This is a genomic window from Zeimonas sediminis (genome assembly GCF_023721795.1).
GTDB classification, from domain to species: Bacteria; Pseudomonadota; Gammaproteobacteria; order Burkholderiales; family Burkholderiaceae_E; genus Zeimonas; species Zeimonas sediminis.
Genome location: NZ_JAMQYE010000001.1, coordinates 415,354 through 437,112 on the forward strand (window position 1 = coordinate 415,354; position 21,759 = coordinate 437,112).

General features: G+C 70.6%; 25 protein-coding genes. 19 read left to right on the top strand and 6 right to left on the bottom strand.

The annotated features are described in order from the left end of the window. Nucleotides 1-22: 22 nt before the first annotated feature. The 8 genes from M6I34_RS01925 to M6I34_RS01960 all read left to right on the top strand — a co-directional run bounded on the left by M6I34_RS01925 (nt 23) and on the right by M6I34_RS01960 (nt 5,841). A complete protein-coding gene (locus M6I34_RS01925) occupies nt 23-904 on the top strand; it encodes a helix-hairpin-helix domain-containing protein (protein ID WP_272484032.1) in 882 nt (293 codons plus the stop codon). A gap of 256 nt (nt 905-1,160) precedes the next feature. Next, entirely contained in the window at nt 1,161-1,640 is a 480-nt protein-coding gene (locus tag M6I34_RS01930; protein ID WP_272484033.1) for a GNAT family N-acetyltransferase, read from the top strand. 187 nt (nt 1,641-1,827) lie between these two features. Beyond that, on the top strand, nt 1,828-2,298 hold the full coding sequence (locus tag M6I34_RS01935; RefSeq protein WP_272484034.1) for a hypothetical protein: 471 nt from the start codon (nt 1,828-1,830) through the stop codon (nt 2,296-2,298). Between the two features lie 383 nt (nt 2,299-2,681). Beyond that, nucleotides 2,682-3,215: a YeeE/YedE thiosulfate transporter family protein gene (locus M6I34_RS01940; protein WP_272484035.1), complete on the top strand. Its 534-nt coding sequence runs from the start codon at nt 2,682-2,684 to the stop codon at nt 3,213-3,215. Nucleotide 3,216: 1 nt separating this feature from the next. After that, a complete protein-coding gene (locus tag M6I34_RS01945; protein ID WP_272484036.1) occupies nt 3,217-3,843 on the top strand; it encodes a DUF6691 family protein in 627 nt (208 codons plus the stop codon). 30 nt (nt 3,844-3,873) lie between these two features. Beyond that, nucleotides 3,874-4,188, top strand: coding sequence for a hypothetical protein (locus M6I34_RS01950; protein WP_272484037.1), 315 nt, complete (start codon nt 3,874-3,876; stop codon nt 4,186-4,188). Next, nucleotides 4,167-4,799, top strand: a complete 633-nt coding sequence (locus M6I34_RS01955) for a DUF6969 family protein (protein WP_272484038.1) — start codon at nt 4,167-4,169, stop codon at nt 4,797-4,799. The genes M6I34_RS01950 and M6I34_RS01955 overlap by 22 nt, the downstream gene beginning before the upstream one ends. 55 nt (nt 4,800-4,854) lie before the next feature. Then, nucleotides 4,855-5,841, top strand: a complete 987-nt coding sequence (locus M6I34_RS01960; RefSeq protein ID WP_272484039.1) for a sulfurtransferase — start codon at nt 4,855-4,857, stop codon at nt 5,839-5,841. 94 nt (nt 5,842-5,935) lie between these two features. Here the strand turns inward: M6I34_RS01960 and M6I34_RS01965 are convergent, their stop codons facing one another. Beyond that, nucleotides 5,936-6,214: a cupin domain-containing protein gene (locus tag M6I34_RS01965; protein WP_272484040.1), complete on the bottom strand. Its 279-nt coding sequence runs from the start codon at nt 6,212-6,214 to the stop codon at nt 5,936-5,938. Nucleotides 6,215-6,328: 114 nt separating this feature from the next. Between M6I34_RS01965 and M6I34_RS01970 the strand changes: the two genes are divergently transcribed. Genes M6I34_RS01970 through M6I34_RS01985 form a run of 4 tightly spaced genes read left to right on the top strand, consistent with a single transcriptional unit; the run spans nt 6,329 to nt 8,996 of the window. Then, nucleotides 6,329-6,772, top strand: coding sequence for a CBS domain-containing protein (locus tag M6I34_RS01970; protein ID WP_272484041.1), 444 nt, complete (start codon nt 6,329-6,331; stop codon nt 6,770-6,772). Between the two features lie 27 nt (nt 6,773-6,799). Next, nucleotides 6,800-7,696: an alpha/beta fold hydrolase gene (locus M6I34_RS01975; RefSeq protein ID WP_272484042.1), complete on the top strand. Its 897-nt coding sequence runs from the start codon at nt 6,800-6,802 to the stop codon at nt 7,694-7,696. After that, nucleotides 7,693-8,739, top strand: coding sequence for an RNA 3'-terminal phosphate cyclase (gene rtcA / locus M6I34_RS01980; protein WP_272484043.1), 1,047 nt, complete (start codon nt 7,693-7,695; stop codon nt 8,737-8,739). The genes M6I34_RS01975 and rtcA overlap by 4 nt, the downstream gene beginning before the upstream one ends. After that, a complete protein-coding gene (locus tag M6I34_RS01985) occupies nt 8,736-8,996 on the top strand; it encodes a DUF504 domain-containing protein (RefSeq protein ID WP_272484044.1) in 261 nt (86 codons plus the stop codon). The genes rtcA and M6I34_RS01985 overlap by 4 nt, the downstream gene beginning before the upstream one ends. Nucleotides 8,997-9,045: 49 nt before the next feature. Here the strand turns inward: M6I34_RS01985 and M6I34_RS01990 are convergent, their stop codons facing one another. After that, the gene (locus tag M6I34_RS01990) at nt 9,046-9,522 is read right to left on the bottom strand and encodes a CBS domain-containing protein (protein WP_272484045.1); all 477 of its coding nucleotides are present in this window, start codon (nt 9,520-9,522) and stop codon (nt 9,046-9,048) included. Between the two features lie 94 nt (nt 9,523-9,616). Here M6I34_RS01990 and M6I34_RS01995 point away from each other — a divergent pair, with 94 nt between their 5' ends. After that, a complete protein-coding gene (locus M6I34_RS01995; protein WP_272484046.1) occupies nt 9,617-10,474 on the top strand; it encodes a Mut7-C RNAse domain-containing protein in 858 nt (285 codons plus the stop codon). Here the strand turns inward: M6I34_RS01995 and M6I34_RS02000 are convergent. Continuing rightward, entirely contained in the window at nt 10,452-11,795 is a 1,344-nt protein-coding gene (locus M6I34_RS02000) for an NAD(P)-dependent malic enzyme (protein WP_272484047.1), read from the bottom strand. The two genes, M6I34_RS01995 and M6I34_RS02000, sit on opposite strands and share 23 nt — an antisense overlap. Before the next feature lie 90 nt (nt 11,796-11,885). Beyond that, entirely contained in the window at nt 11,886-13,508 is a 1,623-nt protein-coding gene (groL, locus tag M6I34_RS02005; RefSeq protein WP_272484048.1) for a chaperonin GroEL, read from the bottom strand. Nucleotides 13,509-13,681: 173 nt separating this feature from the next. Between groL and M6I34_RS02010 the strand changes: the two genes are divergently transcribed. Next, a complete protein-coding gene (locus tag M6I34_RS02010) occupies nt 13,682-14,719 on the top strand; it encodes an aldo/keto reductase (RefSeq protein ID WP_272484049.1) in 1,038 nt (345 codons plus the stop codon). Nucleotides 14,720-14,796: 77 nt separating this feature from the next. On the opposite strand, the gene M6I34_RS02015 is transcribed toward M6I34_RS02010, so the two are convergent. Both M6I34_RS02015 and M6I34_RS02020 read right to left on the bottom strand, forming a co-directional pair. Next, nucleotides 14,797-15,444, bottom strand: coding sequence for a SagB/ThcOx family dehydrogenase (locus M6I34_RS02015; RefSeq protein WP_272484050.1), 648 nt, complete (start codon nt 15,442-15,444; stop codon nt 14,797-14,799). After that, nucleotides 15,441-16,103, bottom strand: coding sequence for an alpha/beta hydrolase (locus M6I34_RS02020; protein ID WP_272484051.1), 663 nt, complete (start codon nt 16,101-16,103; stop codon nt 15,441-15,443). The genes M6I34_RS02015 and M6I34_RS02020 overlap by 4 nt, the downstream gene beginning before the upstream one ends. A 222-nt stretch (nt 16,104-16,325) precedes the next feature. On the opposite strand from M6I34_RS02020, the gene M6I34_RS02025 reads away from it, so the two are divergent. From M6I34_RS02025 to M6I34_RS02045, 5 genes are read left to right on the top strand one after another with little or no spacing between them, the layout of a single operon-like run. After that, nucleotides 16,326-17,867, top strand: a complete 1,542-nt coding sequence (locus M6I34_RS02025) for an ABC transporter substrate-binding protein (protein WP_272484052.1) — start codon at nt 16,326-16,328, stop codon at nt 17,865-17,867. Between the two features lie 31 nt (nt 17,868-17,898). Then, nucleotides 17,899-18,816, top strand: coding sequence for an ABC transporter permease (locus M6I34_RS02030; RefSeq protein WP_272484053.1), 918 nt, complete (start codon nt 17,899-17,901; stop codon nt 18,814-18,816). A gap of 3 nt (nt 18,817-18,819) precedes the next feature. Continuing rightward, nucleotides 18,820-19,716 (top strand): ABC transporter permease, encoded by an 897-nt coding sequence (locus M6I34_RS02035; RefSeq protein WP_418953422.1) that lies wholly within the window; start codon nt 18,820-18,822, stop codon nt 19,714-19,716. A gap of 2 nt (nt 19,717-19,718) precedes the next feature. Further along, nucleotides 19,719-20,720 carry an ABC transporter ATP-binding protein gene (locus tag M6I34_RS02040; protein WP_272484054.1) on the top strand — a complete coding sequence of 334 codons (1,002 nt, stop codon included), beginning with the start codon at nt 19,719-19,721 and terminating at the stop codon, nt 20,718-20,720. Beyond that, entirely contained in the window at nt 20,717-21,730 is a 1,014-nt protein-coding gene (locus M6I34_RS02045) for an ABC transporter ATP-binding protein (RefSeq protein ID WP_272484055.1), read from the top strand. The genes M6I34_RS02040 and M6I34_RS02045 overlap by 4 nt, the downstream gene beginning before the upstream one ends. Nucleotides 21,731-21,759: the final 29 nt, after the last annotated feature.

Below are 21,759 nucleotides of genomic sequence, written 5' to 3' on the forward strand. Positions count from 1 at the left end.
CAGGCGCTGTTAGGCTGAGCGCATGTCAGAGCCGATTGCACGCCCCGGGGCGCCGACCAATGCGGAGGTGGCCGCGCAGTTGCGCGAGATGGCGCAGCTGCTCGAGTCGCAGCACGCCAATCCTTTCCGCGTCGCCGCCTATATTCGCGGCGCCGACACGATCGAATCGCTGTCGGAGCCCGTGGCGGGCATCTTCGAAGCCCGGGGGCCCGAAGGGCTCGACGCGCTGCCTGCGATCGGGGAGGGGCTCGCGGCGGCGATCGCCGAGATCCTGATTACCGGGTCATGGTCCCAGCTGGAACGCCTGCGCGGCAGCATCGACGCGGCGGCGGTCTTCGAGCAGGTTCCCGGCGTGGGCAGCGAGCTGGCGCACGCGATCCACGACACCCTGCACGTGGACACGCTTGAGGCGCTGGAACTCGCCTGCAAGGACGGCAGGCTGGAGCAGGTGCCGGGCGTGGGCGAACGCCGCGCTCAGGCGATCTGCGATTCGGTGTCGGCGATCCTGGACCGGCGGCGCGGCGCGCGACGCCGTGCCCGGCCAGTGCCCGCCAGCGAAGAGCCGCCGGTGCGCCTGCTGCTGGACGTCGATCGCGACTACCGGGAAAAGGCGGCCGCCGGCAAGCTGCCGAAGATCGCGCCGAAGCGGTTTAATCCCTCCGGCGAGGCCTGGTTGCCGATCATGCACGCCAACCGCGAGGGCTGGCATTTCACGGTGATGTACTCGAACACGGCGCGCGCGCACGATCTGCACAAGACCCACGACTGGGTCGTCATCTACTTCTACGACGACGAGCACGCCGAGCGGCAACACACGGTGGTCACCGAGACGCGGGGCAGCCTCGAAGGCCTGCGCGTGGTTCGCGGCCGCGAGGCGGATTGCCTGCGGGAAGCCCGGCGATGACCAGGCCGCGGCGCAGGTAGGTCGGGTGGTCGAGCGATCGAAGGCCGGACGAGGAGAAGTCGGTCGACCAGGCGGGCTCGGGGGCAGTGGCCAGATTGGCGTCGGTGATCAGGCCGCGGACGAAATCGACGAGTCGGTTCATGTCTGTCTCCTTTGCTGAGAAAGACTGTACGAAAAAACAGTATTCGCCGCAAGGGGCGGTGTTGGCTGCTGCGCCGTGCGGGCCGGCGGCGCTGGCGACGGGATCGGGGCTGCGATGAGGCCGGAAGCCGCGATCCGGGCCGCGGAGTTTCCGCCGGACGCCGCCACGGTTCGCGCGCTGTTCACCGAATACGCCGAAGGTCTGGGCGTCGATCTGTGCTTCCAGGGCTTCGACGAGGAACTGGCCGGGCTCCCCGGCAAGTACGCGAGGCCGGCCGGTTGCGTGCTGCTGGCCTGGTCCGGCCGCGAGGCCGTCGGCTGCGTGGCCATGCGGCCGATCGACGCCTCGCGCTGCGAGATGAAGCGGCTCTACGTGCGGCCGGGCGCCCGGGGCGGGCTGGGGCGGCAGCTTGTCGAGCGGGTCTGCGCGGAAGCGCGCGCGGCCGGGTACCGGCAGATCTGCCTCGACACATTGCCGAGCATGGTCGCCGCGGCCAGGCTGTACGAGAGCATGGGTTTCGCGCCGATCGATCCGTACGTGTTCAATCCGGTGGCCGGGGTGCGATTCCTCGGCCTGGAGCTGATGCAGGCCTGAATTGCGCATAATGTATATTATGTCAAATCAGCAATTGAGCACGCCCCAGTGCCGGATCGTCGCCCGGCTGGCGCCGCTCGTCGACCGATGCTTGGCCCCCTGCCTCGCGGTCCGGATATAACCGTTCTGGTGTCGCTTCGAACGGAGGCCATCGTTCCAGGCCTCGCAGCGGCAGTCGGAGTCGTCCGTGAATCCCGAAGGCCTTCAATTCGTACCCGTGAGTGTCGACGAGGCGCGCGATGCGCTCGATCGCTTCGTCGTCGAGCCCCGCCGATCGGTCGAGAATCCCGCGAAGATGCGCGCGCCCGAGGACCCGTCGGAACTCGTGCTCTCCGAGGTCGCCCTGCGCTGGCGCGCCGATCTCCCGGACCACGTCCGGCCGATCGCCCTCGTTCGCGATTTCGCGCGGATCACCAACCGCATCGCCCAGTTGTGGCCCGATGCGGCCCGATGCGTGCGATACCTCGACTCGCTGGTTTTCAGCGATCGCTCCGCGCGGCGTGGCTTCCCGGAGGAAGTCGGCCTCGAGATCGCGGTGCTGCGCGAGCACCGCATGTCTGCGGGCGGTTCGGGCACGGTCGGTCAGCCTTCCGATGCGTGGGCGCAGGTGGAGGGGTTCGAGCGGATCGACCGGCGAGGCGCGCCGAAGGGCGCCTGAGGCCCCTTCCCGCGCCGATCGGGGCGACACGCGAGCCGATCGCCTCGATGGCGCCCTCCTGGATGCCGTCCTAGGCGGGGGGCGGACCGGTTTCACGCTCGGGCACACGGATGGCTCGGGCAAGGATGCCTTGATCGGAATCGCGGCCCACCCCAGGCCGTCGACAGGCACCGCAGTCTCGGGAGTTCCGCCTCACCCCACGGTCACGAAGCGCTCCCGCGGCCCCGGGTCACGCCGCGCGGCGCCAGGCATGGCATCGCCGGGGTTCAAGGGCGGAGAGTGCCCGGGTCCGCCCGGTTCTGGATTCGGCAGCCTCCGCGGACCTTGTCATCGCGAACTTCGCTTCTGTATACTCTAAGGAGTATATGAAGCCAGGAGTTCCGATGTCGTACGCCGTTCCGTCCTCGGGCCACCGGCCCGTCAAGCCGTTCTGGCCGCCCTTTGCCGCAGGCGTGGCCCTCGGCCTGGTGCTGCTGCTCACTTTCGTTTTGACCGGCCACGGTCTCGGCGCCACAGGGGCGTCCACGCGCCTCGCCGCCTGGCTGGGCATGGAGGTCGCGCCGGCCGCGACCACGGCCAACGAGTACCTCGGCCCGATGACCGAGGGCGGTAACCCCCTCTCCTCCTGGATCAGCTGGCAGGTGGTCGGCGTGGCGATCGGCGCGCTGGTCGCCGCCTTCCTGGGCGGACGGCTGCGGATCCAGTTCGACGGCGCGCGCAGCGTCGGCACCGGCAAGCGCGTCGTCACCGCCCTGGTCGGCGGCCTGCTGTCGGGCTTCGGGGCACGGGTCGCGGCCGGCTGCACCAGCGGGCTCGGGCTGTCGGGCGCGGCCACGCTGGGCATCGCCGCCTTCGTGTTCCTCGGTACCTTCTTCGTGTTCGGCCTGGTCGTCAGCCGCCTGGTCAGGGGAGTCTGAGATGTTTCCTTTCTACGATGCGGGCGCGATCTCCGCGCTGGTGTGCGGTGCCCTGTTCGGCTTCGTGCTCGAGAACTCGGGCTTCGGCAGTCCCTGCAAGCTGACCGCGCAGTTCCGGCTGAGCGACTGGTCGGTGCTCAAGGTGATGTTCACCGCGATCGTCGTCGCAGCCACCGGCCTGTGGCTGATGCGAGTCGCCGGCCTGATGGAGGCCGACGCGGTCTACGTGCCCACCTCGCTGCTGGTCGCGTCGGCGATCGGCGGCGCGCTGGTCGGCGCCGGCTTCGCGGTGGGCGGCTACTGCCCCGGCACCTCGGTCGTCGGGATGTTTTCCGGACGGATCGACGCGCTGGTGTTCATCGTCGGCCTGGTGCTCGGCACATTCGTGTTCGCGGGGCTCTACGGCCCGGCGATCGAGGCGATCATGGCCATGGGCGAGGTCCAGACCGGCGACACCTTCAGCGATGCCTGGGGCATTCCCGACTGGTTGCTGATCGCGATCATGGCGGTCGCGCTGGTGGCGGTGTTCCATTTCGGCAGTTGGTTCGAGCGGCGCAGCCGCGGACCGGTCGCGGCCGACGAGGCGGTCGCCGGAGCCGGCCCGGCCGACGTCAGCGACCGTGCCTGATTTCTTTAATTACTCCAGGGAGTGTCACTCATGAGCAGGAAATCCTCGAGGCAGGGCCTCGCGCAGGCGCTTTCGGCCCTGACCGTGGCGGCGGCCATGGTCGCGCCCGCCCCGGCCGCGATGGCGCAGGCGCAGGCGCAGAGCCAGACCCAGACCCAGACCCAGACCCAGACGCAGGCCCAGGAAAAGGCCCGCACCCAGGCCCAGGAGCGCGAAGCCGCTTCCGGCAAGGCCGCCAACCCGTGCGGGCCGGCAAACCCCTGTGGCCCGGGCAAGAAAAAGAAGAAGAAGGGCTCGGACAACCCCTGCGGGCCGGGCAATCCGTGCGCGCCGAAGAAGAACTGAACGCCGGTCCGGCCGGCTGGGCGCGGACGGCCCTCGAGGTGCCGCTGCGGTACGCGAAGGCGGGCAGCAGCCTCGCGTGGGCCGCGCTGGCCGGCGCCCGCCGGTTCGACGAATTCGCGCATCACCCGCGCAACGACGTCGTGGACGCGCTCCATCGGACCCGCTTCTACTATCACGCGCACGACGCGCATCGGTGGAACCAGGCCGAGCACGGTCACTTCCACCTGTTCGTCGACGGCGACGCGCCTGGCGATTTCATGCACCTGGCCGCGCTGTCGCTCGACGCGCGAGGCCAGCCGCAGCGCTGGTTCTCGACCAACGGCTGGGTGACCGGCGAGCGCTGGCGGCCGGCCGACAAGGCGATCGCCGCGCTGAAGGACTTCCGTGTGTCGACCCCCGGCCGGCTCGCGCCGGTCGCGCGCTGGCTGACCGCGATGGTGGGCCTGTTCGCCACCGACCTCGAGGGCATGCTTCGCGCCCGAGATGCCCGGCTCGCCACGCGACTTTCGCGCGAGCCGATCGAGGCCGTCTGGTCCGATCGTTCGCTCGACGTCCTGAGCGAACGACCGGCAGGCCTGCAGCAGCGTCTGGCTGCGCTCGGCTTGGTCTGAGCGGCCGGCCCGTTCGATCGAATCCCGTCAACTCGTTCAGATGAGGAATCCCGACATGAAATCCTGGATACGCAAGATCGGCGCGGCCGCGGCCGTCGCCCTCAGCGCCTTCGGCGCGATGGCCGCCCCCCTTCCCGGCCCCTTGGTCGATGTGTCCTGGCTCGCCGAGAACGTCGACAAGGTGAAGGTCCTCGAGATGCGCCCGGATCGCGAAAGCTTCACGGTCGCGCCCGAGTACGTGGTGAACAAGAAGACCGGCAAGAAGGTCCTCTCGGAGGTGGGCGGGCACATCCCGGGCTCGGCCTGGGTCGACGGCTCGAAGATCCGCGTCGACGTCACGGTCGACGGCCAGAAGGTCCGCTACATGCTGCCCCCGAAGGCGGAATGGGAGAGGCTCGCGCAATCCTGGGGCGTGAACAAGGGCGATGCGATCGTGATCGTGTCGCTCGGCGAGAGCGTGGCCGACCTGAACGAGGCCGCCCGCCTCTACTGGCAGTTCAAGTACTACGGCGAGGACAATGTCGCGATCCTCAACGGCGGCTCGGTCGGCTGGCTCGCGGCGGAGAGGCCGGTCAGCACGACGATCGATGAGCCGAAGCCGGGCAACTGGACGGCCAGCGCGGAGCGCAGGGAGATCCTGGCGACCAGCGAGGAGGTCGCGGCCGCTTCCGAACAAGGGAAGTCGCAACTGGTCGATGCCCGCCCGATCGCTCAGTACTACGGGCTGAACAAGAGCGGCGCGGTCACGCATTTCGGCCACGTCGCGAACGCGAAGCTCGCGCCCCAGGAGCTGCTTTCCAGGGCCTCGGGACCGGCCTCGTTCTATATGGACGCGCAGACCTATCGCAACCTTTTCAAGGAGCTCGGCATCTCGACCACGGAGCCCACGGTCACGTACTGCAACACCGGCCACCAGGCCAGCGGCTTCTGGTTCCTGATGAGCGAGGTGCTCGGGAACACGCAGACCAAGCTCTACGACGGCTCGCTGCACCAGTGGACGCTGGAGAAGCGCCCCCTGGTCGGCGCGGTCCTGGCCAGGTAGGCCTGCCAACGGCCCAGCGTCATCGGCTTCCGGCGAAGCCGATGGCCCGAGCCCGCGGCGCCGGATGGGCTTCCGGCGCCGATCTTAGGCCGGCTCAGCCGGGGTGCCGCCGGCCCACCAGGAAGGTGTAGCCGTCGGGACCGTAGCGCTCGACGTGCTGCCGCCCGGCAGCCACCTCCAGCACGTCGCCCGGGCCGTACTCGCGCTCGGGCTCGCCGCTGCAGGCGATCCTGGCGGTGCCGGCCAGCACCAGCGCCCGCACGTCGTACGGATGGCTGTGCATGTCGATCACCAGGTTCGGCTCCATCGTCTTCTCGACGATCTCCAGGTAGCCGTCGGCCAGCAGCTGGCGCTTGAAGGCTTCGATGTCCATCGGCTCGATCTCCTGATTCCGGACTGTGGCGATCGCGCGAGCATATCGCGCGCGGGCCCGAAAAGCGGGAAGATCCCCTGATCGACACGTGCGCCCCGCGCGAAGGAGCCCGCCATGAAACCGGTATCCACGATCCTGAAGGCCAAGCCTGACAATACGGTGCACACGATCGGGCCCGGCGACTCCGTGCTGGACGCGATCACGAAGATGGCCAGCGAGAGCGTCGGGGCGCTGCTCGTCTGCGAGGAAGGCGGCCGGATCGCCGGCATCGTCACCGAGCGCGACTACGCCCGCAAGGTGATCCTGAAGGGGCGCTCGTCGAAGGACACCGCGGTCCGCGAGATCATGACCTCGCAGGTCATCTGCGTGAGCCCCGCGCACACCAACGAGCAGTGCATGGCGCTGATGACCGAGAACAGGCTGCGCCACCTGCCGGTCATCGACGGCGGCAGGCTGGCCGGGATGATCTCGATCGGCGACCTGGTCAAGGACATCATCTCGGAGCAGCAGTTCGTGATCGACCAGCTCCAGCACTACATCATGGGGGACCGGGCCTGACGCCCTTCCCCGCCGACAGGAGACTTCATGCCCTACGCCCCTTCCGACGGCGCCCGGATCTGGTACGAAGAGACCGGGGCCGGCCGGCCGATCGTGTTCGTCCACGAGTTCGGCGGCGACCTGCGAAGCTGGGAGCAGCAGGTCCGCCAGTTCTCGCGCGACTACCGCTGCATCCGCTTCAACGCGCGCGGCTATCCGCCTTCGGACGTGCCCGAGGCGGACTCGGCCTACGGCCAGGCGCACGCGGCCGACGACATCGCCGCGGTGCTGGACGCGCTGGCCATCGAGCGCGCGCACATCGTCGGCCTGAGCATGGGCGCTTTCGCCACGCTGCACTTCGGCCTGCGGCATCCGCAACGCGCCACGGCGCTGGTGGCCGCCGGGGTCGGTTCTGGCGCGCCGCGCGAGCAGCGCGCGGCCTTCGCCGAGCAGTCGCGGGCGGCCGCGCAGCGCTTCCTGGACGAGGGCAGCGCCGCCGTCGCGCCCGAGATGGGCATGAGCGCCACCCGGATCCAGTTGCGCAACAAGGACCCGCTCGGCTGGGCCGAGGCGATCGCCCAGCTCGCCGAGCACTCGGCGCTCGGCTCGGCGCTCACGCTGCGCAACTACCAGGCCTTGCGGCCCTCGCTGTACGACCTGGAGGCCGAGCTGGCCGCCTGCGCGATCCCCACGCTGCTGATCGTCGGTGACGAGGACGAGCCCTGTCTCGACGCGAACCTGTTCCTCAAGCGCACGATGCGCAGCGCGAACCTGCTGATGCTGCCCGGCACCGGCCACGCGGTGAACCTGGAGGAGCCCGCGGCCTTCAACGACGCGGTGGCCAGGTTCCTCGCCAGCGTCGAGCGCGGCAGCTGGCGCCCGCGGGACCCGCGCGCCGTGGTGGGCGGCGCCAGCCTGCCGATGGGGCGCGCCGCCGTCCGGTGACCGGTCCTCTGGAACTCGACGGCGCCACCGGCGAAGGCGGCGGCCAGCTGCTTCGCACCGCGGTCGCGCTGTCGGCGATCACCGGCCGCAGGCTGCGCCTGGGCCGGATCCGGGCCGGTCGTCCGAAGCCGGGGATGGCGCCGCAGCACCTCGCGGCAGTCCGGGCCGTGGCAGCGCTGTGCGGGGCTCGGGTCGAGGGGCTGGAGCCGGGCTCGCAGCGAATCGACTTCGATCCGGGCGCGTTGCGTGCCGGCGAGCACGTGTTCGAGATCGGCACCGCAGGCAGCGTCACGCTGGTGCTGCAGGCGCTGATGCCGGTGATGGCCTGCGGGCCCGGGCGCGCCAGGGTGAGGGTCGTCGGCGGCACCGACGTCCGCGATGCCCCGCCCTTCGACTACCTGGGCCTGGTGCTGCTGCCGTTGCTCGAGAGACTGGGACTGCGAGCGAAGCTCGACTGCCCACGGCGCGGCTACTACCCGCTCGGCAACGGCGAAGTCGCCTGCGAGATCGCGCCCTCCGCCCTTCTCGCGCAGGACCTGTCCGACCCGGGGCCGATCGAGGCCATCGCGATCCGGTCGCACGTCGGCAACCTGCCCGGGCATATCGCGCAGCGGATGGCCAGCGCGGCAGCCGACGGACTCGCCGGACTGCCCGAGCCCTCGCTGCGGGTGGACGCGCTGGGCCCCGACGCGGCCTGGGGTTCCGGCGGCGCGGTCGTGCTGACCGCCCGCACGGCGCGGTCGGTTCTGGGCGCCGGCCGGGTCGCGCTGCGCGGCGTGCCGGCCGAGCGGCTCGGCGCCGAGGCGGCGGCCGAGCTGCGCGCCGACCTGACCAGCGGCGCCGGGCTCGACGTCCACGCCGCCGACCAGTTGCTCGTCTGGATGGCGCTCGCAGGCCCGGGCGGGCGATTCACGGCCCGCGCGCTCAGCAGCCACGCCCGCACCGCGATCTGGCTGATCGAGCGCTTCCTGCCGGTGCGCTTCGTCGTCGAGCAAGGGCCGGGGCGCGTCAGCGTGACGGTTGCCGAGGCGGGCTCGCGATGATGCCGATCCACGAACTGCTTTCCCGGATCCGCTGGGACCCGGCATTCGGCAGCGCCGACTTCACGCTCGGCTACTGGGACCGGGTCCAGGAACGGATCGTGACCGTGCCGCTGCGCGAGGCGACGATCGACCCGCAGGACCACTTCGCCTTCGACGTGGTGGACGACGAGGGCGAGGTCCACCACGTGCCCTTTCACCGGGTCAGGCAGGTGTTCCGGAACGGGACCCTGATCTGGGAGCGCCCGGCGCCGCCCTGAGCGCGCCGGCGCTCGAGCGTCCGCGCGCCGCGATGGCGCGCGCCCGGGCTCAGCCTGCGTTGGCGCCGCGCGTGGCCCGCTCGCGCGTCTGTTCGGCCTTGATCACCCGCACCAGGCCGTCGACCTCCTCGGCCAGCACTTCCCACAGGTTGTCGGCGGACACGATGCCGCACAGCGCGCCGTCGGCCCCCACGACCGGCAGGCGGCGCACACCGCGCTCGCGCATCGTGGCGAGCACCGCCAGCAGGTCTTCGGTCTCGGTGGCGGTCGCCGGGTCGCCGCTCATGATGTCGCCGGCGGTCAGCGCGTCGGGCGCGGTCTCGAACGCGACGACCTCGATCGCGATGTCGCGGTCGGTCAGCATGCCGACCGGCACCTTGCGGCCGTTCTTCATCTCGATGACGACCAGGCTGCCGACGTGGGCGTCGTGCATCAGTTTTGCGCAGTCCACGATCGGCATGTCGCGGTCGACGGTGACGACCTCGCGGACGCAGTAATCGGCAACGGTGCTGCTTCGGGCTCGCATGGCGGATCTTCCTCGGAAAATGGGGGCGGCCGGTGCATGAACGGCCGAGGGGGCGGCCGACGCACGTCCGGTCGAGGCCGGCGGAGTGCCGACGATGCGCGAATGCTCGCACGCGGGCCGGTTCGGCGGCTTGAGAGCGGTCAACGCCGGGGCGATCGGCGCGACTTATCGTAAGCCGATGACCCGGATCCGCTTCCACGGCGAGCTCAACGACCTGGTTCCCCGCCGCGCCCGCAACCGGCCCTGCGAGTTCCGCAGCGCCGAGAACGCGACGCTGAAGCACGCGATCGAGGCCTTCGGGGTGCCGCACACCGAGGTCGGAACGGTGCTCGTGCACGGGGCGCCGGCCCCACTCGATCGCCGCGTGGAACCGGGCGACACGATCGACGTGCACCCCGCTCCTGCCGTCGAGCCTGCCGACGGGCCCCCGGAGTCGGCCGAGGCGCCGCTGGAGCCGGCCGGGGCGCGCGCCCAGCCTGCCGAACGCCCGGCCTTCCTGGCCGACGCGCACCTGGGCGGCCTGGCCCGCCGCCTGCGCCTGCTCGGCTTCGACACGCTGCTGGCCGACGACGCGCCCGACGAGATGCTGGCCGAGCGGGTCGACGGCGACGGCCGCGTGCTGCTCAGCCGCGATCGCGAGCTGCTCAAGCACCGCAAGGTGCTGCGCGGCCGCTACGTCCGCGCGCAGCGCACCGACGAGCAGGCGAAGGAGGTGATCCGGCATTTCGGGCTCGCTCCGCTCGCCCGGCCGTTCAGCCGCTGCCTCGAGTGCAACGCGCCGCTGCGGTCGGCCACGCGGCAGGAAGTGCTCGAGCGCCTGCCGCCCGACGTCGCGGCGACCCACGACGCCTTCACGTTCTGCACCGGTTGCGGACGGGTCTACTGGCCCGGCTCGCACTGGCGCCGGCTGCAGGCGGTCGTGCGGGCGCTCATTTCGGAGGCGCCGCGATGATCCCTTCGCGCATCAGCGCCTCGGTGGCCCGCCGGGCGTCGCCGATCACCCGCGTCGCGTGGTCGATCAGCGCGTCGCGGGTCGCGGAAAGTCGCGCCACGCCTTCCCCCTGGGCAGCCATGCCCGTCGCCGCGGCCACCCGGGGATAGACCGCCCACTCGCTCATCTTCGGCACGATGTCGGTCTCCGAGATGCCGCGCTCGCGCGCGAAGGCTGCCAGCTCGCGGGCCGCGGCGATCGCCATCGCGTCGCTGATCGTGCGGGCGCGCACGTCGAGCACGCCGCGGAAGATCGCCGGAAAGCAAAGCGAGTTGTTCACCTGATTCGGGAAGTCGCCGCGGCCGGTGGCCACGACCCGCGCGCCGGCTTCGCGGGCCGCGTCGGGCCAGATCTCTGGCACCGGGTTCGCGCAGGCGAACACGATCGCGTCGCGCGCCATGCCGCGCACCCACTCGGGCGCGATCGTGCCAGGCCCCGGCGTCGAGAAGGCCAGGCAGACGTCGGCGCCGCGCAGCGCCTCGGCGATGCCGCCCTGCACTCCCTCCGCATTCGATTCGAGGCAGATGCCCCACTTCTTGGCGAGCTCGACCGGCCTGGCGGCAATATCGGCCCGACCGCGGTGCAGCGTGCCGCCGGTGTCGCAGGCCACGATCCGGCCCGGGTCGACGCCGACCGCCTTCAGCAGCCGGTAGCTGGCGTTGTTGGCCGCGCCGATGCCGACCATCGCGATCCGGACCTGGTCGAGCCGCTTGCCGACGACCTCGAGCGCATTCAGCAGGCCGGCCAGCACGACCACCGCGGTGCCCTGCTGGTCGTCGTGCCAGACCGGGATGTCCATCGAGCCGCGCAGCGCGTCGAGGATCCGGAAGCAGCGCGGCTGGGCGATGTCCTCGAGGTTGATCGCGCCGAACGAGGGCTCGAGCATCCGCACCGCCCGAACGAACTCGTCGTCGTCGCGCGGGCGCAGGCACAGCGCGACCGCGTCGACGCCGCCGAGGTACTTGAACAGCAGCGCCTTGCCCTCCATGACCGGCAGCCCCGCCTCGGGCCCGATGTTGCCCAGGCCCAGCACGCGGCTGCCGTCGGAGACCACCGCGATCGTGTTGCCGCGGTTGGTGTGCGCCCAGACCTGCTCGGGGTCTCGCTGGATCGCCCGGCACGGCTCGGCGACGCCGGGGCTGTACCAGACCGAGAAATCCGCCGCGCCGCCGATAGGCACCTTGGGCAGCTGCTGGATCTTGCCGCCGTAGAACGGGTGCAGGCGCAGCGCCCGCTCGCCGGGCGACTCCGCCTTGGGCCGATCCTCGTTGTCCGGGCTCATTCGATTCTCTCCTCGTTCCGGTTGCTCGCATTCCCGCTCGTGCGCGGCCGTGCGCGCGTTTCCGCGCCCGCGCGGCGCCCCCGGCCCGCCCTACATCTCTGGCGCGCCCATCGGCATCTGCCCCGTGCCGGGCGGCTGCGGCTTGCGTGCCACCATGCAGGCCGTGGTCAGGATCAGCCCAGAGATCGACGCGGCGTTCTGCAGCGCGGTCCGGGTGACCTTGCACGGATCGAGCACGCCCATCTCGACCATGTCGCCGTACACGTCCTTCGCCGCGTTGTAGCCGAAGTTGCCCGATTCGCCTGCCACCCGGTTCACCACGACCGAGGCCTCGACGCCGGCGTTCTCGACGATCTGCCGCAGCGGATCCTCGAGCGCGCGGGCCACGATGCGGATGCCGGCGTCCTGGTCGAGGTTCTCGCCGCGCAGTTCGTCGAGCGCCGAGCGGGCGCGGATCAGCGCGATGCCGCCCCCCGGCAGGATGCCCTCCTCGACCGCCGCGTGCGTGGCGTGCAGCGCGTCCTCGACCCGCGACTTGCGCTCCTTCATCTCCATCTCGGTGGCCGCGCCGACCTTGACCACCGCCACGCCGCCGGCCAGCTTGGCCGCGCGGGCCTGCAGGCTCTCCTTGTCGTAGTCGCTGGTCGCTTCCTTGACCGCCTGCCGGATCGTGGCGATCCGCGCCTCGATCGCGGCCGCATCGCCGGTGCCGCCGATGATCGTCGTGTCGTCCTTGTCGATCTCGACCCGCTTGGCGCGGCCCAGGTCGTCGAGCTGCGCCTTCTCGAGGGACAGGCCGGCCTCCTCGGCGATCACCTTGCCGCCGGTCAGCACCGCGATGTCCTCGAGCATCGCCTTGCGCCGGTCGCCGAAGCCCGGCGCGCGCACCGCGCAGGCCTTCAGGATGCCGCGCAGCGCGTTGACGACCAGCGTGGCCAGCGCCTCGCCCTCGACCTCCTCGGCCACGACCAGCAGCGGGCGCCCCGACTTGGCCACCTGCTCCAGGACCGGCAGCATCTCGTGGATGCCGCTGATCTTCCGGTCGAACAGCAGGATGTACGGGTCCTCGAGCACCACCCGCTGCTTGTCGGCCACGTTGATGAAGTAAGGCGACAGGTAGCCGCGGTCGAACTGCATGCCCTCGACGACCTCGAGCTCGCTGGCCAGGCCCGAGCCGTCCTCCACGGTGATCACCCCGTCCTTGCCGACCTTCTCCATCGCGTCCGCGATCAGCGCCCCGATCGACGCGTCGTTGTTGGCCGAGATCGTGCCGACCTGGGCGATCTCGGTCTGGGTCTCGCAGGGTTTCGCCAGCCGCTTGAGCTCGGCGATCACCGCATCGACCGCCAGGTCGACGCCGCGCTTGAGGTCCATCGGGTTCAGGCCGGCGGCCACATGCTTCATGCCCTCCAGCACGATGCCGCGGGCGAGGATCGTGGCGGTCGTCGTGCCGTCGCCGGCGATCTCGGAGGTCCGGGCGGCCACCTGGCGCACCATCTGGGCGCCCATGTTCTCGAACGGGTCCTCGAGCTCGATCTCGCGGGCCACGATCACGCCGGAGTTGATGATCGTCGGCGGGCCGAAGCTGTTCTCGAGCACCACGGTGCGGGCCTTCGGGCCCAGCGTTACCTTGACCGCGTCGGACAGCGTGGTCACGCCGCGCACGATCTTCGAATGGGCATCCTCGTCGAAAAGAACGATCCTGGCGGGCATGTCGTCACCTCCTGCGCGGGCGTACCGGGACCGGGAAAACTTAGCAGCGCGCGCGCGCGGCAGGCTTGCGGCGCGTCAAGCCCCGCCCATGCCGGTTTCGGCGCGCCGCCGGCGGCCCGGACCGGCGATTTCGATTAGGCTTTCGCCTTTCAAGAGACTCCGGCCGACACGCGATGAAATACCGCACCCTGCCCAGCACGAACCTGAAGGTCTCCGAGGTCTGCCTCGGCACGATGACCTGGGGCCAGCAGAATTCCGAGGCCGAGGCCCACGAGCAGCTCGACTACGCGATCTCGCAGGGCATCAACTTCATCGACACCGCCGAGATGTACCCGGTGCCGCCCAACGCGACCACGCAGGGCCGCACCGAGACCTTCCTGGGCAGCTGGCTGGGCCGCCGTCCGCGCGGCGACCTGGTCATCGCCACCAAGATCGCCGGCCCGGGGCGGCGCGACTGGATCCGCAACGGCCGCACCGACGTCACGCCGGCCAACATCGCCGAGGCGGTCGACCTGAGCCTCGAGCGGCTGCGGATCGACTACATCGACATCTACCAGATCCACTGGCCGCAGCGGAACGTGCCGATGTTCGGGGCGGTCGAGTTCGATCCCTCGAAGGAGCGCGACGGCCCGTCGATTCGCGAGCAGGTCGAGGGCATGGCGGCGATGATCGAGGCCGGCAAGATCCGCCACTACGGGCTGTCCAACGAGACCACCTGGGGCGTGTGCGAGTTCCACCGGGTCGCGAAGGAACTCGGCGTGCCCGGTCCGGTCACGCTCCAGAACAGCTACAGCCTGGTCTCGCGCAACGTCGACGGCGACCTGGCCGAGGCGCTGTTCCGCGAGAGGATGTCGCTGCTCGCCTACAGCCCGCTGGCCGGCGGCATGCTGTCGGGCAAGTACCTGAACGGCGCGCTGCCGCCGAACACGCGCTTTGCGCTGTTCGACACGCTGGGCCAGCGCTTCCGCAAGCCGCAGGTGGTCGAGGCGATCGCCGCCTACGCGCAGCTCGCGGAGCAGCGGGGCATCACGATGGTCCAGCTCGCGCTCGGCTACGTGAAGAGCCGCTGGCACCTGGGCTCGTCGATCATCGGCGCGACGACGATGGCCCAGCTTCGCGAGGACATCGCGGCCGCGCAGTTCGAGCTCGACGCCGAGACCCTGAAGGAGATCGAGGCGATCCAGGCGCGCTTCCCGAACCCGGGCGCCTGAGAGGCGGCAGGGCCCTGCGCGCCGCCGGCCGGCGCCGGGCCTGGCCGGCCCGGGCGATCACTGGCCGGCCGGCGCGATCAGGCCTTCGGCAGGCCGACCGTCTGCGTGAGCACGATCTGCTGGTCGGGGCCGAGCGCCATCGCCCGCCCCAGCGCGCCGCGATCGAACCAGGCGCGGGTCACGGTGGCCAGTCCGGCCGACGCGCAGTACAGGTACAGGTTCTGCGCGATCGCGCCGGCCGCGACCGACGCATAGGCTTCGCGCTTCGACGCGGGCACCATCTTCATCCGGGCGTGGTCGGCCACCAGCACCAGGTCCAGCGGCGCCTCGTCCACGAAATCCTGGTAGCCGGTGACCCGGCGGACGTCGCTGGCCGCCACCCGGCGCAGCCGGTGCGCCACGGCCTCGTACAGGTACAGGCCGTCGGCCATCGCGGCGTACAGGTCGATCTCCTGCGCGTTCAGCGCGCTCGGCGCGGTGCGCCCGCCCAGCTCGGGACGATTGACGCCGAAGCCCGCCCAGAGCAGCCCGGACAGGGTCTGCGGCGGCAAGGGATCGGGGCGGAACTCCCGTTGCGACTGGCGCTTCGCCAGCGCCTCCATCAGCGGCAGGCCGCCGGCACGCTCCGGCTCCGGCAGTTCGATCACCGGCGCCGCGTCGTCGGGAGCGGGCCGCGGCCCGAGCTGGCCGAGCATTCCCAGCGCCAGTTTCGTCAAGGTGCTCATTGCAGGACCTCCAGCAGCCAGTGGTTCAGGTCGCCGACCTCTTCGGCGCAGACCTCGTGCTCCATCGGATATTCGTGCCATTCGACCGGATGGTCCAGCGCGCGAAGGATCTCGCGCGTCGCGTGCGCGCGGTCGATCGTCACGATCGGGTCGTGCGTGCCGTGGGCCAGGAAGATCGGCAGGCCCGAGTTGGCCTCGCTGCACTCCTCGGGGAGCGAATCGGCCAGCGGCAGGTAGCCCGACAGTCCTGCGATCCCGGCGAGCCGCTCGTCGAAGCGCAGGCCCGCCATCAGCGCCATCGCGCAACCCTGCGAGAAGCCCATCAGCACGATGCGCGAAGCGTCGATGCCGCGCGCCATCTCGTTGCGGATCAGCGATTCGACGATCGCCTGGGATTCGCGCAGCCCGTCCTCGTCCTCGCGCCGGTCGGCGCCGAGGTTCAGGATGTCGTACCAGGCGCGCATCCGGTAGCCGCCGTTGATCGTGACCGGCCGCACGGGCGCATGCGGCAAGACGAAGCGCACCGGCCCCGCCGCGGACAGGTCCAGCGCCTCGCAGACCGGCACGAAATCGTTGCCGTCGGCACCGAGGCCGTGCATGACGATGACCGACGCACCGGGATCGCTCCCGGACTGCAGTTCGACGACTTCGATGGACATCGGGTCTGGCTCCGATCGCACCCTCGGGGGGCGCGGGCGCGGTGGCAAGCGGGTTTCGAAATGGCGGTGCCCCGGCCGGGTGCGCAGGGCTGCCGCGGCACCGCAGCGCATGTTAACTTCCCGGCTCGCCCGTGCAGAGCGGCGGGCACAGCCCCCCGCGCAGCGCGCCGGGTACAACGCCCCGCGCAGCGCGCCGGGTCCAAGGATTCCAGGGAGGAAACGATGAAGCTCGAATCTCTGCGCCGCACGGGCGCCAGGCTCGCAGTCGGCTCGCTGTTCGCCGCGCTGCTGGCCGCCACCGGCCCGGCCCTCGCCGGCAAGAAGGACGACACGCTGCGCTTCGCCACCGACCAGGCGCCCGAGAGCGTCGACCCGTTCTTCAACAACGTCCGGATCGGCGTGATCCTCGGCGCGCAGATCTGGGACACCCTGGTCTACCGCAACCCGAAGACCAACGAGTACGTCGGCAACCTCGCAAAGAGCTGGAAGCAGATCGACGACCGCACGCTCGAGTTCGAGCTGCGCGAGGGCATCAAGTTCCACAACGGCGAGGAGTTCGACGCCGACTCGGTCGTCTACACGCTGAACTTCGTCGCCGACCGCGACAACAAGGTCACCACGCAGCAGAACGTCAACTGGATCGAGAAGGCCGAGAAGCTCGACAAGTACCGGGTGCGCGTGGTCTCGAAGAAGGTGTTCCCGGCGGCGATCGAGTACCTGGCGGGTCCGGTCGTGATCCACCCGGCCAAGTACTACGCCGAGGTGGGCCCGAAGGGCATGAACGCCAAGCCGGTCGGCACCGGGCCGTTCAAGGTCGCGGCCTACACGCCGGGCAAGTCGATCACGCTCGAGCGCAATGCCGACTACTTCAAGGATTCGCCCAAGGGCACGCCGAAGATCGGCAAGGTCGAGATCCGCTTCATTCCCGACCGCCAGACCCAGATGGCCGAGGTGCTGTCGGGCGGCGCCGACTTCATCATGCACGTGCCGAAGGACCAGGCCGAGCAGGCCAGGCAGGTGCCGCACCTGCAGGTGGTCAGCGGCGAGACGATGCGGATCGTGTTCCTGCAGATGAACACGAAGGACGACGCGCCGACCCCGGCGCTCAAGGACCTGCGCGTGCGGCAGGCGATCGCCCACGCGATCGACCGCGAGTCGATCGTCAAGAACATCGTCGGCGCGGGCTCGCGCGTGCTGCACACCCAGTGCTTCCCGTCGCAGTTCGGCTGCACCGACGAGGGCGCGCCGCGCTACGCCTACGACCCGGCCAAGGCCAAGAAGCTGCTGGCCGAGGCCGGCTTCCCGAACGGCTTCGAGACCGAGATCTTCGCCTACCGCGAGCGCAACCAGACCGAGGCGATCATCAACAACCTGCAGGCGGTCGGCATCAAGGCCAAGCTGACCTTCTCGCAGTACGCGGCGATGCGCGACGCGGTGCGGGCCGGCAAGTCCTCGCTGTCGCACCAGACCTGGGGCTCGTTCTCGGTCAACGACGTGTCGGCGTCCACGCCGGTGTACTTCACCTTCGAGGCCGACGACATCACCCGCGATCCCGAGGTGCGCGACCTGCTGGTCAAGGGCAACAACTCGGTGGACCCGAACGTGCGCAAGCAGGCCTACCAGCAGGCGCTCAAGCGGATCTCCGACAACGTGTACTCGGTGCCGCTGTGGTCGCTGCCGGTGTTCTACGTGGCCACCAAGGACCTCGCCTTCTCCGCCTATCCCGACGAGATGGTCCGGTTCTGGGAGATGAGTTGGAAGTGACGACGGCGCTTCGCCGAACCGGTTCTCGCCGATGTTCGCCTACGTCCTGAAGCGGCTGGGGCTGGCCGTGCTGGTCGCCCTGGCCGTGTCGATGATCGCCTTCCTGCTGCTGCGCCTGTCCGGCGATCCCGCGATCGCGATCGCCGGCGAGGGCGCGCAGCAGGCCGACATCGAGCTGATCCGCCAGACCTACGGCTTCGACCGGCCGCTGCCGGTCCAGTACGTCGACTGGCTGGGCAAGTCGCTGCGCGGCGACTTCGGCGACTCGATCTACTTCAAGACGCCGGCCGCGCCGCTGATCTTCGCCAAGCTGCAGACCACGCTGCTGCTCGGCTTTTTGGCGCTGGCCTTCGCGCTGTTCGTGTCGATCCCGCTCGGCGTGCTGGCGGCCATCTACCGCAACAGCTGGCTCGACCGGCTCTGCCTGGCGGTCGCGGTCGTGGGCCAGGCGCTGCCGAACTTCTTCTTCGCGCTGCTGCTGATCATGGTGTTCTCGATCTCGCTGCGCTGGCTGCCGGTGTCGGGCAGCGACAGCTGGGCGCACTTCGTGATGCCGATGATCGCGCTGGGCTACTACGTGGCGCCGGCCTTCATGCGCCTGATCCGCGCCGGCATGATCGAGGTGCTCGAGGCCGACTACATCCGCACCGCGCGCGCCAAGGGCCTGCCCGCGTCGGTCGTGGTCTTCAAGCACGCGCTGCGAAACGCGGTGGTGCCTGTCGTGGCGCTGGCCGCGGTTCAGCTCGGTTTCCTGCTGGGCGGCTCGGTCGTCGTCGAGACCATCTTCGCGCTCGACGGCCTGGGCTACCTCGCCTACCAGAGCATCACCTACAAGGATTTCCCGGTCATGCAGACGATCGTGCTGCTGCTGTCGGTCATCTACGTGGTGCTGACGCTGGCCTCCGACATCGCCAACGCGTGGCTCGACCCGCGCATCAGGGTGGCCTGAGCGATGGCCTCTTCCCTGCCCTCGACCACCGCCGCCGCGGTCTCCGTGGCCGGGCCCGGCATGCTGCGGCGGGTCTGGCGCAACAAGGCGGTCACCGTCGGGGTCGGCCTGCTGCTGCTGATCCTGCTGGTGGCGATCTTCGCGCCCTGGCTGTCGCCGCACGATCCCTACTTCCAGGACCTGACCAACCGCACCGTGCCGCCGATCTGGCACGAGAAGGGAACCTGGACGCATCCGCTGGGCACCGATCCGCTCGGGCGCGACTACCTGTCCCGCCTGCTCTACGGCGCGCGCATCTCGCTGCTGATCGGCGTGGCGGTCGCGCTGATCTCCGGCCTGATCGGCACGACCATGGGCATGCTGGCCGGCTACTTCGGCGGCAAGACCGACATGGTCGTGTCCTTCATGGTGACCACTCGCCTTTCGATGCCGGTCATCCTCGTGGCGCTGGCCACGGTGGCGCTGATCGGCGGCTCGCTGTGGGTCGTGATCATGGTGCTCGGCCTGCTCAAGTGGGACCGCTTCGCGGTCGTGATGCGAAGCGCCACCCAGCAGGTCCGCTCGCTCGACTACGTGGCCGCGGCGCAGGCCGCCGGCGCCTCGACGCCCCGCGTGCTGCTCGGCGAAGTCCTGCCCAACGTGCTGCCGCACCTGGTGGTCGTGGCCACGCTCGAGGCGGCCAGCGCGATCCTGCTCGAGGCCGCCCTCTCCTTCCTCGGGCTCGGCGTGCAGCCGCCGCTGCCGTCCTGGGGGCTGATGATCTCCGAGGCCAAGGCCTACATGTTCTTCTCGTTCTGGCTCATCGCGATTCCCGGCACCGCGCTGGCCCTGCTGATCTTCGCGATCAACCTGGCCGGCGACGGCCTGCGCGACCTGTTCTCGCCGGAAGGCAGGGCCTGAGCATGAGCGCGCAAGCCAATCCGCAGGTTGCCGCCGACCTGGTTCTCGACGTCGAGGGCCTGAGCGTGGACATCGCCACGCCGCGCGGCACGCTGCACGCGGTGCGCGACGTGTCCTTCCAGGTGCGCCGCGGCGAGACGCTTTGCATCGTCGGCGAGTCCGGCTGCGGCAAGTCGATCACCTCGCTGGCGATCATGAGCCTGCTGCCCAAGGCGGCCCGGCGCAGCGCCCGGCGGCTGGCCTTCCTCGGCGAGGACCTCGCCGCCGCCGGCCCCAGGCGCATCAACGCGCTGCGCGGCGACCGGATGGCGATGATCTTCCAGGAGCCGATGACCGCGCTGAACCCGGCCTACACGATCGGCAACCAGCTGATGGAGCCCTGGCTGCACCACCGGGGCGGCAGCAAGGCCGCGGCCCGCGAGCGGGCGATCGAGCTGCTCGGCAAGGTCGGCATCGCGTCGGCGGCCGAGCGCCTGGGCCAGTATCCGCACCAGCTCTCCGGCGGGCTGCGCCAGCGGGTGATGATCGCGATGGCGCTGATGTGCGGCCCCGAACTGCTGATCGCCGACGAGCCGAGCACCGCGCTCGACGTGACGATCCAGGCGCAGATCCTGCGGCTGCTCGCCGACCTGCAGCAGGAGCTGGGCATCGCGATGGTGCTGATCACCCACGATCTCGGCGTCGTCGCCCGCATCGCCCACCGGGTGGCGGTCATGTACGCCGGCGAGGTCGTCGAGGAAGGCTCGGCCGACAAGCTCTTCGCGAAGCCGCGCCACCCGTACACCCGCGGCCTGCTCGGCTGCATCCCGGTGCCCGGGCGCACCGAGCGCGGCGGCCGGCTCGGCACGATCGCGGGCGTCGTGCCCTCGCTGATCGGCGAGTTCCGCGGCTGCGGCTTTCGCGACCGCTGCGACTTCGCGCGCGAGGGCTGCGACCGGACGGTGCCGGTGCGCGACGCCGACGGCCACCGCTGGCGCTGCGTGCTCGACGAGGTGCCGGCATGAACGCGGCCGCCTCTCCCGTGGGCGCCGCGCCTGCCGCGGACGCGCCGCCGCTGATGCAGGCGCACGGCCTGACCCGTTCGTTCGCGATACGCGCCGGCGCATTCGCGCCCAAGCGCACGCTGCACGCGGTGAACGGCGTCGACCTGGTCCTCCGCAAGGGCGACGTGCTGGGCATCGTCGGCGAGTCGGGCTGCGGCAAGTCCACGCTCGCGCGGATGCTGCTCGGCCTGACCCCGCCCACGAGCGGCTCGATCACCCTCGACGGCGAGGACATCCGCAAGCTCGGGCGGCGCGCGGTCGCGCGCCGCGTGCAGCCGGTATTCCAGGACCCCTATTCGTCGCTGAATCCGCGCCGGGGCATCGCGGCCATCGTGGCGCTGCCGCTCGAGGTGCACGGGATCGGCACCGCCTCCGGGCGCCGTGCCAAGGCGATCGAGATGCTCGAGCGGGTCGGCCTGCCGGCGCGCTACGCCGACAACACGCCGGGCCAGCTGTCGGGCGGCCAGCGCCAGCGGGTGGCGATCGCCCGCGCGCTGGTGATGAACCCGGAGATCGTCATCTGCGACGAGCCGACCTCGGCGCTCGACGTGTCGGTCCAGGCGCAGATCCTGAACCTGCTGATGGACCTGCGCCGCGAGTTCGGCCTGACCTACGTGTTCATCAGCCACAACCTGGCGGTCGTCGAGCACATCGCCACCCAGGTGGCGGTGATGTACCTCGGCAAGGTCGTCGAGCAGGCCGAGACCGCGACCCTGTTCGGCCAGCCCCGCCATCCGTACACGCAGGCCTTGCTGGCCTCGGTGCTGACCCCGGAGCCGGGCCTCGGCATCCCGGACACCGGCCTCGGGCTCGCCTTCCCCGATCCGCTGAACCCGCCTTCCGGCTGCCCCTTCCATCCGCGCTGCGCGAAGCGGCTGCCCGATTGCGACGCTCGGGTGCCGGCGCTGGCCGAGGGGCCGCTGGGCAAGGTGGCCTGCCACCTGCATCCCGGCGACGGGCCGCGACCCTGAACGGGCCCGCTCGCCGGGCAACGAACCGG

Bases quoted from the DNA above. Each gene is read 5' to 3' on its own strand.
- M6I34_RS02010 (WP_272484049.1), top strand. From the start codon at position 13,682: ATGAAATACCGCACCCTGCCCAGCACGAACCTGAAGGTCTCCGAGGTC.
- M6I34_RS01975 (WP_272484042.1), top strand. From the start codon at position 6,800: ATGCCCTACGCCCCTTCCGACGGCGCCCGGATCTGGTACGAAGAGACC.
- M6I34_RS01930 (WP_272484033.1), top strand. From the start codon at position 1,161: ATGAGGCCGGAAGCCGCGATCCGGGCCGCGGAGTTTCCGCCGGACGCC.
- M6I34_RS01990 (WP_272484045.1), bottom strand. From the start codon at position 9,522: ATGCGAGCCCGAAGCAGCACCGTTGCCGATTACTGCGTCCGCGAGGTC.
- M6I34_RS01985 (WP_272484044.1), top strand. From the start codon at position 8,736: ATGATGCCGATCCACGAACTGCTTTCCCGGATCCGCTGGGACCCGGCA.
- M6I34_RS02025 (WP_272484052.1), top strand. From the start codon at position 16,326: ATGAAGCTCGAATCTCTGCGCCGCACGGGCGCCAGGCTCGCAGTCGGC.
- M6I34_RS01965 (WP_272484040.1), bottom strand. From the start codon at position 6,214: ATGGACATCGAAGCCTTCAAGCGCCAGCTGCTGGCCGACGGCTACCTG.
- groL (WP_272484048.1), bottom strand. From the start codon at position 13,508: ATGCCCGCCAGGATCGTTCTTTTCGACGAGGATGCCCATTCGAAGATC.
- M6I34_RS01940 (WP_272484035.1), top strand. From the start codon at position 2,682: ATGTCGTACGCCGTTCCGTCCTCGGGCCACCGGCCCGTCAAGCCGTTC.
- M6I34_RS02015 (WP_272484050.1), bottom strand. From the start codon at position 15,444: ATGAGCACCTTGACGAAACTGGCGCTGGGAATGCTCGGCCAGCTCGGG.
- M6I34_RS01925 (WP_272484032.1), top strand. From the start codon at position 23: ATGTCAGAGCCGATTGCACGCCCCGGGGCGCCGACCAATGCGGAGGTG.
- M6I34_RS02030 (WP_272484053.1), top strand. From the start codon at position 17,899: ATGTTCGCCTACGTCCTGAAGCGGCTGGGGCTGGCCGTGCTGGTCGCC.
- M6I34_RS01950 (WP_272484037.1), top strand. From the start codon at position 3,874: ATGAGCAGGAAATCCTCGAGGCAGGGCCTCGCGCAGGCGCTTTCGGCC.
- M6I34_RS01995 (WP_272484046.1), top strand. From the start codon at position 9,617: ATGCGCGAATGCTCGCACGCGGGCCGGTTCGGCGGCTTGAGAGCGGTC.
- M6I34_RS01960 (WP_272484039.1), top strand. From the start codon at position 4,855: ATGAAATCCTGGATACGCAAGATCGGCGCGGCCGCGGCCGTCGCCCTC.
- M6I34_RS02035 (WP_418953422.1), top strand. From the start codon at position 18,820: ATGGCCTCTTCCCTGCCCTCGACCACCGCCGCCGCGGTCTCCGTGGCC.
- M6I34_RS01945 (WP_272484036.1), top strand. From the start codon at position 3,217: ATGTTTCCTTTCTACGATGCGGGCGCGATCTCCGCGCTGGTGTGCGGT.
- M6I34_RS01970 (WP_272484041.1), top strand. From the start codon at position 6,329: ATGAAACCGGTATCCACGATCCTGAAGGCCAAGCCTGACAATACGGTG.
- M6I34_RS02000 (WP_272484047.1), bottom strand. From the start codon at position 11,795: ATGAGCCCGGACAACGAGGATCGGCCCAAGGCGGAGTCGCCCGGCGAG.
- M6I34_RS02020 (WP_272484051.1), bottom strand. From the start codon at position 16,103: ATGTCCATCGAAGTCGTCGAACTGCAGTCCGGGAGCGATCCCGGTGCG.
- M6I34_RS02045 (WP_272484055.1), top strand. From the start codon at position 20,717: ATGAACGCGGCCGCCTCTCCCGTGGGCGCCGCGCCTGCCGCGGACGCG.
- M6I34_RS02040 (WP_272484054.1), top strand. From the start codon at position 19,719: ATGAGCGCGCAAGCCAATCCGCAGGTTGCCGCCGACCTGGTTCTCGAC.